Consider the following 13,331-nt stretch of genomic DNA (forward strand, 5'->3'; position numbering starts at 1 on the left):
GAGGAAATTAAAATGAATAAAAAACTTTTAGGGGAAGAAAGAAGAAAGAAAGTTTTACAATGGTTAAAGGAGTCTGAGTCGCCCTTATCAGGCAATTCCTTAGCTAAAAGAGCAAATGTTAGTCGACAAGTTGTCGTAGGTGATATTACACTTTTAAAAGCGAAAAATGAGCCTATACTAGCAACTGCACAAGGCTATATTTATATACATCCTAATAAGGAAACCGACAAAATTAGAAAAGTAATCATTTGTCACCATACAGCTGAAGACACTCAAAAAGAACTAGAAATATTAGTCGATCACGGTGTTACTGTTAAGGATGTAATGGTTGAACATCCCGTCTATGGATATATCACAGCCCAATTACAAATTGCGAACCGTTATGATATAAGCTTATTCCTTCAAAAAATGGGAGAAACGAGCTCTGTCCCACTGTCAAATTTAACAAATGGAACACATCTTCATACGATAGAGGCAGATAGTGAACAGCAGCTTGAAAGTGCAATCTTACAATTAAAAACTGAAGGTTTTTTAGTAGACATGCCATAAGTGAACAATAAGGAGTGTCTCATATGTCAAGGAAATGGACATATGGGCATCCTTTTTTTATTTTGAGCAGGGGTATCTTAGTTAGACTTTAAATTGTAGTTGAAGTTTTCGATCTTGTGGATGGTCATTTCAGCAAGCTTTAATCAATTTTCAATCGAAATAGGAGTAAAATTGCTTCTTTCCCTTTATAAGGGTCTTATTTTTGTACAATGTGAAATCAGTATACCTTTACTAGTATGGGTAAAACTTTATCTTATTTGCGATTATTGGAAATTTATTTGCTGTTTTGCCAAGTTTAACTGCTATTTTAACAATGTTAATTGCGATTCTCCAAATTTATTTGCAGTTCGCTTTTTAGTTACCTATTTATGAATAAATAAGAAAGAGGGTGCCCAAAATTTGGACACCCTCTTTTTATATAGGAATTATTAATCGATAAATTCGAATTCGTATTCAGAAATTTTAACGATATCTCCGTTTTTCGCGCCACGTTGACGTAGTGCTTCATCAATCCCCATTCCACGCATTTGACGTGCAAATCGACGAATTGACTCTTCACGTTCAAAGTTAGTCATTTTGAATAGTTTTTCAAGCTCTTCACCTTTAACGACGAACGTTCCATCACTTTCACGAGTAATCTCAAAAGTAGGTTCTTCTTTTTGATATTTATAAAGAACTCGTAATGGTTTATCTTCCTCTTCGTCATGAAGTGGGAATTCTGGAGTTGTTTCAACTAAATCTGCAACTGTAAATAATAAATCACGTAAACCTTGACGTGTTACCGCAGAAATTGGGAAAATTTGAACTTCATCTCCAACTTGTTCTTTAAACTTAATTAAGTTTTCTTCAGCTTCTGGAATATCCATTTTATTTGCAACGACTACTTGAGGTCGTTCAGTTAAACGTAAATTATATTCTTTTAGCTCTTGATTAATTGTTAAGTAATCTTCATACGGGTCTCTGCCTTCAAGACCTGACATATCAATTACATGAACAATTACACGTGTTCTTTCAATATGACGTAGGAATTGATGCCCAAGTCCAACGCCTTGATGTGCTCCTTCAATTAACCCTGGTAAATCGGCCATTACAAAACTTCGATTATCTTCTGTTTCTACAACACCTAAATTAGGAACAATAGTTGTAAAATGATAATCAGCGATTTTTGGTCTAGCAGAACTTACAACAGATAGTAATGTTGATTTACCAACACTTGGGAAACCAACTAATCCAACGTCAGCTAAAACTTTAAGTTCTAGTTTAATGTTTCTTTCCTTACCTGGCTCACCATTTTCAGCTATTTCTGGAGCCGGATTTGCAGGCGATGCAAATCGACTATTTCCACGGCCTCCACGGCCTCCTCTTGCAATAATAGCTGTTTGACCATCCATTGTAAGGTCAGCTATTAATTCACCTGAATCAGCATCTGTTACAATCGTCCCAGGTGGTACTTTTACAATCATATCTTCTGCATTTTTACCATGTTGATTTTTAGACATACCATGTTGACCACGATCTGCTTTAAAATGACGTTTATAACGGAAATCCATTAATGTTCTTAAGCCTTCATCTACTTTAAATACAACATTAGCTCCCCTACCACCGTCTCCTCCAGCAGGGCCACCTTTTGGAACATATTTTTCACGACGGAAGGCTACCATACCGTTTCCACCGTCTCCACCTTTTACATATATCTTGACTTGATCAATAAACATAAATCCACCACTCTTTTATTTTTCCATTTTAAATTCGATACTGCACTCTTCTGTCTCACAAAAATATGACATCATTCTAATTTTTGAGCTGTCATTTGATGATGAAACAATCCACTTCAACATATCTTCTTTCTTTGTTAGTTTACCTCTGAAGTCAAAAAAGAAACTAACTGTTTTATCATTTATTTCAATTGTTAAACTAACAAAATTTTCCTCATAAATATGTACCCAAGATTCTAGTTTTTCTAAAAAATTTTGAATCCATTCTGTCATCACTTCGTCTAAATTTTTAAGCGAACATGGTTCCCCTAAAATTTCATAATCTAGTACAATTGTACGAGGCTTCCAGTTATAGGTAATGATAAATTCTGCAAACTCTGGAATTTGTAACGAACAAATTTTAGCTTCATTCAAAGAATCAGCGACAATTTTTGTTATCGTTTCTTCTAGCTGGTCAGATTGACCTGTGGCCATGTATCCTTTTATTAATTGAATTCGATTTAACCAATCATGACGTGAATGTCTTAATACCTCTAGAACGTCCCATTTCTCCTGCATTGTATTCTCCTATAGGTTTACATTTTTGGTATTTATGAAGGTAATAAAAAAGTTAGACTCGGCAATTCATTGATCATATTGAAAGTCTCAAACTAGTCTGTAGCTTGTAAAATGCCGAGTCTTTGGAGCATATTGTTTGAGAGGTTGCTATAACAACACCTATTTTCATGTTGAATAGCAATTTATTATAAATAAAAATGTCTTAAGTACAGAAAAACTCTAACCTAAAAGGTTAGAGTTTCTAAGTTAGTTTCTTAAGCTTCTTGAGCTACAGGGTATACACTTACTTGTTTGCGGTCACGGCCTAAACGTTCGAATTTAACTACGCCATCAACCTTCGCAAATAATGTGTCATCTCCACCACGACCAACGTTTACACCTGGATAAATCTTAGTGCCGCGTTGACGGTAAAGAATTGAACCACCAGTTACGAATTGTCCATCAGCACGTTTAGCGCCAAGACGTTTTGACATTGAGTCACGACCGTTTTTTGTAGAACCTACTCCCTTTTTAGAAGCAAATAACTGAAGATTTAATTTTAACATGGTTACACCTCCTGTTTTACTCGTTTATAGTGACATAGTCACCGTAACTTGCAGCGATAGTTTGTAAAGATACGATCATCGCTTCAAGGATAAGTTGCGCTTTTTGCATATTTTCTTCATTTAAATCAATCGGTAATTGATACTTCAAGAAACCTTTCTTTTCATCAATCACTGTATTTAATTCCGAATCTATACGGCAAATTGCTTCCAAAGCATTTACAGATCCTACTGAAACTGCTGATATACCGGCACAAACAATGTCAGTTCCGGCATCAGAAAAAAATGCATGTCCACTTATTTTAAAGGAACCTATACGTCCATCTTTTAAACGTTCAATTGTTATTTTAGTCATTACTTAAAATTAAGCGTTGATTTTTTCGATAACAACTTTAGTGTAAGGTTGACGATGACCTTGCTTACGACGGTAGTTCTTTTTAGATTTGTATTTGAATACAAGAATCTTTTTAGCTTTACCGTTCTTTTCAACTTTTGCAGTTACAGTAGCTCCTTCAACAGTTGGGCTACCAACTTTGATGTTTTCGCCACCTACGAATAAAACTTTGTCGAATGTTACAGTTTCACCTGCGTTAGTATCAAGTTTTTCGATGTAGATTGCTTGACCTTCTTCAACTTTGATTTGTTTACCACCAGTTTCAATAATTGCGTACATAATTGCACCTCCTCAATAGTCTAAGACTCGCCACCAATAGGCATGCTAAAAATAGCAATTTAATACCTATTATGCGCGGTTGTAGCACGGGTGCGCTACAAACAATAACATTATGATGTTACCATGGCGCATGTCGAATGTCAACAACTTCTTCAGTTAATGACTGCTTCTAAATAGCTGGTGATTTCCTTGGTCGTACCAGTTCGAACTATATTATAAAAAGGTGTTTTTGAAGATAAAATTTTTAAACAGATTTTTATAAACATTGCTTTTTCTAGTCTTTGTACATGATTATTTTGATCTCCATTTAACGCTATTGCGACATCTTCACTACATTCAACAAGTAAAGCCTCAATATCACGACTTGTTGAGAGCTCCCAAAGCGCTCTTTCTAGCTCAAAAACTGTCTGAACTGTGTTTTTTACAAGCCCACTACCATTACACTCAGGGCACTTTTGATGTGTTGCTTCGATATGTGAATGAGCTGTTCTTTTGCGTGTAAGTTCAAATAAACCAAGGTCAGAAAATCCAAATAGCTTTGTATATGCTCGATCATTTTTAAAGGCTTCCTTTAATTGATCGCCTATACTTTTTTGCTGTTCAACGGACTTCATATTTATAAAATCAATAATAATCATGCCACCAATATCACGAAGTCTTAATTGGCGAACAATCTCATTTGCAGCTAATTTATTTGTATGATAAACAGTTTCTTCACGATTATTTTTCCCGCTAAATTTACCTGTATTTACATCGATCACTGTCATAGCTTCAGTTTGCTCGATTAGAAGAAATGAACCATTTTTTAACCATACAATTTGTTTAAAAGATTTCTCTATTTGTTCTTCAATTTTAAATGCCACGAAAATATTTTCATTTCCTCTATAACTAATTATTTGAAGATCTTCAGGCAAATAATTTTTATAAGCAGCTAAATCATCAATGATTAATTCACTGATTGTATCTTTAGGATGTAATTTAAAAAACTTAGTAAACAAGGAATTCGCTTCCCATACACATGTGATTTTTTTAAAACTTTGATTTTTTAATGAATCATAAAATGTTTGAAAGCCTTTTAACTCATTTAAAATCACATCTGATTCAACATTTTCACATGAAGATCTGAAAATTAGCCCCTCATTCTCACTAGTGTAATCTCGGCCTAATGAGTATAATTTATTTCGTTTCGATTCTTTTTTTATTTTATTTGAAACAGCAACTTGTTTTGTAAGAGGGAAATATACAACGTAATCACCAGAGAACTCAAGATTATTTGTAAGCTTAGGACCTTTCTCATCAAACGCATCCTTTATGACTTGAACCAAAATATATTGTCCTTTTTGGAACTTTTTTCTTATTAATTCGTCTTTATTGATTTCAGATTCTTTACCCTCGACTGTATCTTCGAATCTCATGAAGCCATTTTTATTTAAACCAATATTTACAAAAATTGCATTTAATTTCGGCATTACTTCTTGGATTTGTCCTACATATATATTTCCTACATATGTATTTTGGTCTGCAGAAGAAAACCATTCAACTAGCTGTTCATTTTCAGTTACAGCAATTCTTTTCTCTGAATGTTTTACATTCATAATAACTTTCTTCAAATTCATCTTCCTAACTATGTATAGTATCTATCACATTTTATTCATTTAAGTAGAAAAAAGCTAGTTAATACAAACTAATTAGTTCGTCTACTCACATGAATAGTAGAAATTGAATATTATATTAAGATTTCACTTACATTTTCCCCTTTTCTTTTCCTGTATTACCCTTTCTTTTACTTAATCCTGATTTAGAATGGAGCGATTATATGGATATAATTCTATCAATTCTTATTTCAACTGTCCCCGAAAGAATGGGGTATTTAAATAATATTATTAATGAATTAGATAAACAGAGTAAAGCATATCCAGTTGAAATATTAGTACTTTTAGAAAATAAGAAAAGAAGCATTGGTGAAAAGAGAAATGTTCTAATTGAGCAAGCAAAAGGAGATTATGTAGTTTTTATAGATGACGATGATCGGATAGAACCAAATTATATCGAATTATTGTGCTCAGCAATCAATGAAACGCCAAATGTTGACTGTGTTGTATTTGACGTTTTAGTAAATTTTAATAACCAATTTTCTAAAGTTTGTAAATATGGGAAAGAGTTTGCACATGGGGAAGATGAAAATTATTATTATCGAAAACCAAATCATTTAATGTGCTATTCAAAAAAGATTGCCTCGGCACATAAATTTCTTAATATTAGTTTTGGAGAAGACGATGAATGGGGCAGACGAGTTTCAAACGATATAATAATTCAAAAAAGGATCCCTTCTATACTGTATTACTATGACTATATTCCAAAAGACTCCTCGTGGTATGTATAGTAATAATTGAATAAAATTAATTAAAAAATGGCCTCACCTAGAGACCATCTTTTTTTGTTTGCTATTGGAATGCTTATTTTAATTTTCAGCTCTATAAAGATAGCTTTATATCAAGCCATCTTGAGTTTATAGAAAATGTATTAAATAATTGAAATCTAACTAATTAACTCTTCAAGCGAGTAGGTTGCTTTCTTCTCAGTAAAGTAAGCATGTAATAATTCATTTTCATCTAACATTTGTTGATTTTTTTTATCAAGAGAAAAGACGACGTTGTATTTATATCCTTTTTGAAAGTTAGAAAAAACTTGAAATAATTTTGTTTCTTTATTCAAGGAGATCGATTTAATTTTTTGGATATATTGTTCATTTCCATAAAACCGTTCCATTAAAAATCGTATAACAACAAAATGCCTATTTTTCCATTCTCCCCATAAGGAAACGATTAAAAATAATAGACAAACCCAAATTGTAATATTCATAGGCTGTATGATGATTGTAAGTAATGAGGATAACAATAAAAATACAAATGATGAGTACAAGCTATATATATGAGCTTTAACGAACGGAAAGATCAATGAAAATAACTGATAGATTAATTTTCCACCGTCTAATGGCCATATTGGTAATAAATTAAAACAAAGAATACTAAGATTGTAATTGATAAAAAGCGTATAAAGGTTTTCAGGCATTAAATTGATTTGAAATAGGAAGTTAGCGATTATATATAAAGTTAAATGTTGAATGGGGCCAGAAATTGTAACAATAAACTCCTCATAGGTTGGTCGATTTCCATGTTCATCAAGATCTACAACCCCCCCAAAGGGAAGTAGCGTAATTTTATTTATTCTCCAATTAAATGAAGTAGCAGCAATGGCGTGACCTAGTTCGTGGCAGAAAATGATAATTGATACAAACAATACTGACCAAAAATTAGCTGTCATAATACCAATACATGCAATGAATAAATACAGTGGATGAACAGAAATTTTGGAAGGAAGAGTTAGCCATTTATTCAAATGGAATCACCTGTTTCGGATCTATAAATTTTTCCCCCATTTTAATTGCGAAATAATAAGTCCCTAGATTCCCTTCATCATTAGATGATACCGTTCCGATAACCTTTTTACTATCCACTTCGTCATAAACTTTTACGTTAGTTGTTCCTAATTTTCCGTACCAAGATTCTGAACCATCGGCGTGTTGAATAATGACCGTATTTCCTAAATTATCTTTCTTTCCTACAAAAAGTACTCGACCTTTTTTGATTGACTCTACTTTTTGGTTAGCTTCAGTTTGAATCAATATACCTTGGCCGTCCGTTTTAAAACTTTGCAGTACTTTACCACTTGCAGGAACAGCATAATTATCATTTCCAGCATTGTCTTTTTGATCATTTAATTGCGGTAAAAAAGCAATAGGACTTCCAAAGCGATCTTCATACCATTTCTGTAATGAAGCAAACTGAAATTCACTTTCATAAACTTGTGATAGACCATGCCGAACTTGAGATGCCATAGGTGAGTTACTTTTTAAGATGATGGCTAAAGCTAGTACAATAATCGCGCATAATAAACTTCTAAACATAAAGTTAGAGTTATTCATTATTTTCTTACCCTGCTCTTCTACCAAATCATCATAAGTATAAGTGTATCCGCCCTCAGTATTTTGCACTTCTTTTACCGGAAATTTGCTCATCATTTGATTCTGATTCGGGTTTCCCCATTTTTCTTCTTGTTCACGCCGTTTAGCGATCCGCTTTCTTATATCATCTACGCGCTTACTCAAAGTGTCACCTCTCCTCGCAAACTAGTTAATTAATTTATATGAATCTATAGGACAACTTATGAGTAGATAATTTGAAAAGTGGATAAAGCTATTAGGCAGTATTTTGGAAGAGATTAAAGAGGACTTTTGAAAAATAGAAAAAGAAAAACACTTCGCTTTTTACGAAGTGTTATCGAATACCAAATAATTTTTTCACTTTAAAGAAAATACTCTTTTCAGTTTCTAATGATTGTAATGGTACAGATTCCCCTAGTACTCTTCTTGCAATATTTCTATATGCAATAGAAGCTTTTGAATTTGGATTCATCGCTACAGGTTCACCACTATTAGTTGCCTTAATAACGTTTTCATCATCTTGGACAATACCAATTAAATCTACAGCTAACATTGAAGTAATTTCATCAACATCTAAGCTATCTCTATTTTCCATCATATGACTTCTAATACGATTGATTACTAGTTTAGGAGGCTCAATATCCTCTTGATCTAATAATCCAATAATACGATCTGCATCACGAATTGAAGAAACTTCAGGAGTTGTGACAACGATCGCTTTATCTGCACCTGCTACTGCATTTTTATATCCTTGCTCAATACCAGCAGGGCAATCTATTAATATATAATCATAGTCTTTTTTTAATTCATCAACAAGCTCTCTCATTTGTTCAGGAGAAACAGCAGTTTTATCGCTAGTTTGTGCAGCAGGTAATAAATATAAGCACTCAAAACGCTTATCCTTTATTAATGCCTGATGCGTCTTACAGCGACCTTCAACAACGTCCACTAAATCATAGACGATGCGGTTTTCTAATCCCATGACAACGTCTAAGTTACGTAGGCCGATATCAGTGTCAATTAAGCACACTTTTTTTCCAAACATCGCTAATGCTGTTCCTAAATTTGCCGATGTAGTTGTTTTACCAACTCCACCTTTACCAGATGTAATTACTATAGCCTCTCCCACAGTTACATCATGCCCCTTTCTAACCTTGTCAAACTAGGTCTAAGATGAGTCAGAAATTGTATGCGATCGACAATGATTTGGCTGTCTTCGTTTATATACGCGCATTCCATCTCATTGCCTTCATCACCATAATGATCCGGTGCTCTGTTCATTATGCTGCAAATTCTCAACTGCATTGGTCTCATTATTGATGCCGCAATAACTGCCTCCCTATTACCATTAAAACCGGCATGAGCAGTACCTCTTAGTGCACCCATAATAAAGATATTTCCACCCGCAATAACAGTTCCACCTGGGTTAACATCACCGATTAACAGTAAATCACCTTTCACTTGGAGAATCTGACCGGATCTTACCATTCTACAAATAGGTACAATTTCCTCCCTTTTCATCCATTCAATAGCTTCTTGCTTCGAAATCACATTACTTTCGATTGTTTCAACCACAAGATTATTCTTTTTACGAACAATTGAACGAATAATTTCATCTTGTTCGGGAGATAAAAAACGATTTCCTATTTTTAAACGAACTGCAAGTAAGGGACGATCATTGCTCTCAAACAAGTGGGTAGACAGTCTTTCTTCAATTTCATCTACTAAAATTTGAAAAGAACATGTATCATCGAGGTGCAGTGTTAGACCATCTTTCGTTCCTTTTATTGTAACATATTGTTGCCTCTGTTCCATGATAAGTGTTCACCCCGATTGTATAATTCGACATGCACCAGAAAAATCCTTTATTTTTCCTCATTATTTTCACTAATCGTTCTTAATAATGATGAGAAAGGATATGCAAAAATTAATATAAATAGTGCATTCAGTAATAATGTCGGAAATAATCGATGATTTAAAAAGTATGTATTATTCATATTAGTAAATCCGAACAACGCATTTAATCCGTATACTAAATATTCTAAGGCTGCTGTCCATATTAAAACAAGAATACTTCGTACGAATAAGTTCGCGTAAAGTATTTTAATTGCCTGACTTATTAAAAAGATAAATAACGGAAAAGCAGCTAAATATATACCTATAATCTCTGTATAAACAATATCATAAATGAATCCAAAGATAACACCATAAATAAGCGCCTTCTTCGGATTGTAATATAATGTAATAAATAATAAACCAAAAAATAAAAAATGTGGAACAATTATCGCATTGTGACCAAGAATATTTGGCGATACAGTTGATACATAAATATTTTCTAAAATAAACAGAAATGTTAAAAGGAGAGGTAAACCATACTTACTCATTTACTAATTACTCTCCTTTCTGTGGCTGATCAATTGAACGCTTAACAGCTAGTACATGATTTAGGTCATTAAAATCTGCTTGCGGTTTAATATAAGCTGTTTGAGTTAGCCCATGTTCATCTGGAACAACTTCCTCAACTTTTCCTATCACTAGATTAGCTGGAAAAACACCACCAAGACCTGAAGTCACGACTGTTTGTCCTTTTTTTACTTTTGCATTTGAAGGAATTCGTTTAAATAATAAAGCTTGTTTCTCAACATCATAACCTTCTATCAAACCAAAAACCGTATCTTTTTGCTGAATTTTTGCAGAAATTCGATTTGTTCGATCTGAAGAACTTAATAATTGTACAGTTGATGAAAATTTAGAAACATTTTTAACTTTACCAATTAAGCCTTTAGAAGTGATAACTGCCATTTCTTTTTCAATTCCACTTATCGATCCTTTATCAATTGTAATGATTTGTTGCCATTTATCAGGATCTCTTATTGTTACTGTAGCTTGAAATGTATCATAATCACTTAAACTTTTTTTGATTCCAATCGTGTCTTTTAATTCTTTGTTTTCTTTTTCTAATGCTTTCTCACGTACAGATAATTCAACATATTTATCGAGCTTACTTTTCAAAACTTGATTTTCTTCATATGTATCTTTTAAGTCCGCCATATTATTAAATAAACCCGCAATAAGTTGTGCGGGCTTATTAAATACTTTTTCAGTCAAACTTACTGTATCTTTAATAAACTGCTCAGGAATTGAAAGGTTTCTATTACTTCTTAAAGAATAACCTAGAAGTGCCACTAGTAAGATAATAGCAGCTAAGACAATCATTAAACGTTTATTTTGAAAAAATTGTGGCATTCTTACACCCTCTTATAACAATTCAACTTTTTGTTCTAACGATTTCATGAATGTAATCCTCACTAATTGTAGTGAGGATTACAAATTTTAACTAATCTTCTTATTAAAGAACTTATTTAGTAGTTCAACCTTTTAGAAAACTAGCTTATTTTTCAATACATTTTCCATTCAATTTTATCGATATTGACTTGAATTTGCACCAAAATTCTTTTTGAAAATATCGATATTATCTAACGCTTTACCTGTCCCCATTGCAACACAATCAAGAGGGTCTTCTGCAACTATTACAGGCATATTTGTTTCTTGAGCAATTACTTTGTCAATATTACGAAGAAGTGCTCCACCGCCTGTAAGAACGATTCCACGATCAATAATGTCTGCTGCTAATTCAGGTGGCGTTTTCTCTAAAGTATTTTTTACAGATTCAACAATTGCGGCAACTGTATCACTTAATGCTGTTGCAATTTCTTCTCCATGGATTGTAATTGTTTTAGGTAAACCAGAAATTAAATCACGACCACGAATATCCATTTGTTCATCTGATTCAGTTTTAATAGCTGAACCAATTTCAAGCTTTAACTGTTCGGCAGTTCGTTCACCAATTGATAAGTTATAGTTCTTTTTAATATATTGAATGATCGCTTCGTCCATATCATCACCAGCAGTACGAATCGATTGACTTGTAACGATTCCACCTAATGAGATAATTGCAACTTCAGTTGTTCCTCCACCAATATCAACAACCATACTTCCAGTTGGTTCCATAACTGGTAAATTAGCACCAATTGCAGCAGCAAAAGGTTCTTCAATTAAGAATGCATCACGTGCACCAGCTTGTCTTGTTGCATCAATAACAGCTCTTTTTTCAACAGCAGTAATACCTGATGGTACACATACCATTACGTAAGGTTTACGTGAAAAAAATCCGTTACTCTTTTGAGCTTGATCAATATAGTGCTTCATCATTGTTGCTGTTGTTTCAAAATCAGCAATTACACCATCTTTCATTGGTCTAGTTGCAACAACATTTCCTGGAGTACGACCAATCATTAATTTTGCTGAATTACCTACAGCAACAATTTGTTTCGTATCCGTCCTTAAAGCAACTACAGAAGGTTCTCTAACTACTATTCCTTTTCCTTTTACAAAGACTAAAGTATTCGCAGTACCTAAGTCTATTCCTAAATCACGAGTAAATCCACCTAATCCAAACATATGTATCTTCCTTTCTAAAACGTACAACTTAAATTCATATTTAAAGTATCTATACTATATTCTCTTATCGTTAGTAAATAACAGGTTTTTATCCATAACTTACATTATAAAACAATTAGCTACTAATGAACACCCTTAAACGTAACCTTTTTCTTTTAAACTGACATACTTATGTTCACCAATTATGATATGGTCTAGTAATTCAATTCCAATTATTTTTCCACATTCAACTAATCGTTTTGTTACTTCGATATCTTCTCGACTTGGAGTTGGATCCCCACTTGGATGATTGTGTAAACAAATAATCGAGCTTGCAGATCTACGAAAAGCTTCTTTAAAAACTTCACGAGGATGGACGATCGAAGCATTTAAACTACCTTTAAAAATAGTTTCGCGGGCAATAACTTGATTTTTCGTATTTAAGTATAAACATACAAAATGCTCTTGTTCAAGAAATCGCATTTCATCCATCATAAATTTAGCACAATCATCTGGACTTTTAATACTAAATCTTTCGTCATATTGAAGACGGTTAATCCTTTTTCCTAATTCAAAGGCAGCAATTAACTGTACAGCTTTCGCTTCACCGATCCCTTTAATATTTGATATTTCTTCAACAGACGCATTCATTAATAATCTTAGTCCATCAAATTTCAATAAAAGTTCGTTTGAAACTTTTAAAACCGATTCATTTTTTGTCCCAGTCCTTAATAAGATCGCAAGTAAATCTTGATTAGACAAACTACCGGGACCAAATTTTAACAATCGCTCTCTTGGCCTTTCATCTTTCGGAAAATCTTTAATGAGAACCGAATTTGACAAAATATCAC

Annotated in this window: 16 protein-coding genes and 1 other annotated feature; of the genes, 2 read left to right on the forward strand and 14 right to left on the reverse strand. The window is 33.2% G+C overall.

Going from position 1 to position 13,331, the window contains the following annotated elements; genetic code table 11:
* Positions 1–6: 6 nt before the first annotated feature.
* Positions 7–549, forward strand: a complete 543-nt coding sequence (locus V5E38_RS15650) for a transcription repressor NadR (protein ID WP_097978908.1) — start codon at positions 7–9, stop codon at positions 547–549.
* Positions 550–977: 428 nt separating this feature from the next.
* On the opposite strand, the gene obgE is transcribed toward V5E38_RS15650, so the two are convergent.
* From obgE to V5E38_RS15680, 6 genes are all read right to left on the reverse strand, one after another.
* Positions 978–2,264 (reverse strand): GTPase ObgE, encoded by a 1,287-nt coding sequence (gene obgE / locus V5E38_RS15655; protein ID WP_097978909.1) that lies wholly within the window; start codon positions 2,262–2,264, stop codon positions 978–980.
* 15 nt (positions 2,265–2,279) lie between these two features.
* On the reverse strand, positions 2,280–2,822 hold the full coding sequence (locus V5E38_RS15660; RefSeq protein WP_499210694.1) for a Spo0B C-terminal domain-containing protein: 543 nt from the start codon (positions 2,820–2,822) through the stop codon (positions 2,280–2,282).
* Between the two features lie 254 nt (positions 2,823–3,076).
* Positions 3,077–3,367: a 50S ribosomal protein L27 gene (gene rpmA, locus V5E38_RS15665; RefSeq protein WP_025672162.1), complete on the reverse strand. Its 291-nt coding sequence runs from the start codon at positions 3,365–3,367 to the stop codon at positions 3,077–3,079.
* 16 nt (positions 3,368–3,383) lie between these two features.
* The gene (locus V5E38_RS15670) at positions 3,384–3,719 is read right to left on the reverse strand and encodes a ribosomal-processing cysteine protease Prp (RefSeq protein WP_499210695.1); all 336 of its coding nucleotides are present in this window, start codon (positions 3,717–3,719) and stop codon (positions 3,384–3,386) included.
* 9 nt (positions 3,720–3,728) lie between these two features.
* Positions 3,729–4,037, reverse strand: coding sequence for a 50S ribosomal protein L21 (rplU, locus tag V5E38_RS15675; RefSeq protein WP_025672164.1), 309 nt, complete (start codon positions 4,035–4,037; stop codon positions 3,729–3,731).
* A gap of 13 nt (positions 4,038–4,050) precedes the next feature.
* Positions 4,051–4,128: a sequence feature (ribosomal protein L21 leader region), on the reverse strand.
* 61 nt (positions 4,129–4,189) lie between these two features.
* Positions 4,190–5,647 (reverse strand): ribonuclease E/G family protein, encoded by a 1,458-nt coding sequence (locus V5E38_RS15680; protein ID WP_499210696.1) that lies wholly within the window; start codon positions 5,645–5,647, stop codon positions 4,190–4,192.
* Between the two features lie 206 nt (positions 5,648–5,853).
* On the opposite strand from V5E38_RS15680, the gene V5E38_RS15685 reads away from it, so the two are divergent.
* On the forward strand, positions 5,854–6,420 hold the full coding sequence (locus V5E38_RS15685) for a glycosyltransferase family A protein (RefSeq protein ID WP_499210697.1): 567 nt from the start codon (positions 5,854–5,856) through the stop codon (positions 6,418–6,420).
* A 155-nt stretch (positions 6,421–6,575) separates the two neighbouring features.
* Here V5E38_RS15685 and V5E38_RS15690 read toward each other — a convergent pair whose 3' ends face one another.
* The 8 genes from V5E38_RS15690 to radC all read right to left on the reverse strand — a co-directional run bounded on the left by V5E38_RS15690 (position 6,576) and on the right by radC (position 13,323).
* A complete protein-coding gene (locus tag V5E38_RS15690) occupies positions 6,576–7,436 on the reverse strand; it encodes a zinc metalloprotease (RefSeq protein WP_499210698.1) in 861 nt (286 codons plus the stop codon).
* Positions 7,429–8,205: a peptidoglycan DD-metalloendopeptidase family protein gene (locus V5E38_RS15695; RefSeq protein ID WP_499210699.1), complete on the reverse strand. Its 777-nt coding sequence runs from the start codon at positions 8,203–8,205 to the stop codon at positions 7,429–7,431. Before V5E38_RS15695 ends, V5E38_RS15690 begins: the two co-directional genes overlap by 8 nt.
* A 169-nt stretch (positions 8,206–8,374) precedes the next feature.
* On the reverse strand, positions 8,375–9,169 hold the full coding sequence (gene minD, locus V5E38_RS15700) for a septum site-determining protein MinD (RefSeq protein WP_056472557.1): 795 nt from the start codon (positions 9,167–9,169) through the stop codon (positions 8,375–8,377).
* A gap of 2 nt (positions 9,170–9,171) precedes the next feature.
* Positions 9,172–9,858 carry a septum site-determining protein MinC gene (gene minC / locus V5E38_RS15705; RefSeq protein ID WP_499213590.1) on the reverse strand — a complete coding sequence of 229 codons (687 nt, stop codon included), beginning with the start codon at positions 9,856–9,858 and terminating at the stop codon, positions 9,172–9,174.
* Positions 9,859–9,905: 47 nt separating this feature from the next.
* Positions 9,906–10,424 carry a rod shape-determining protein MreD gene (gene mreD / locus V5E38_RS15710; RefSeq protein ID WP_098426875.1) on the reverse strand — a complete coding sequence of 173 codons (519 nt, stop codon included), beginning with the start codon at positions 10,422–10,424 and terminating at the stop codon, positions 9,906–9,908.
* Positions 10,425–10,431: 7 nt separating this feature from the next.
* Positions 10,432–11,286: a rod shape-determining protein MreC gene (gene mreC, locus V5E38_RS15715; protein WP_499210700.1), complete on the reverse strand. Its 855-nt coding sequence runs from the start codon at positions 11,284–11,286 to the stop codon at positions 10,432–10,434.
* Between the two features lie 174 nt (positions 11,287–11,460).
* Entirely contained in the window at positions 11,461–12,501 is a 1,041-nt protein-coding gene (locus V5E38_RS15720) for a rod shape-determining protein (RefSeq protein WP_097978918.1), read from the reverse strand.
* Positions 12,502–12,636: 135 nt separating this feature from the next.
* Positions 12,637–13,323, reverse strand: a complete 687-nt coding sequence (radC, locus tag V5E38_RS15725) for a RadC family protein (protein WP_420488112.1) — start codon at positions 13,321–13,323, stop codon at positions 12,637–12,639.
* Between the last annotated feature and the right edge of the window lie 8 nt (positions 13,324–13,331).

The sequence above is a fragment of the Rossellomorea sp. GAMAL-10_SWC genome (assembly GCF_049568075.1).
In the GTDB taxonomy this organism is placed as follows: domain Bacteria; phylum Bacillota; class Bacilli; order Bacillales; family Bacillaceae_G; genus Gottfriedia.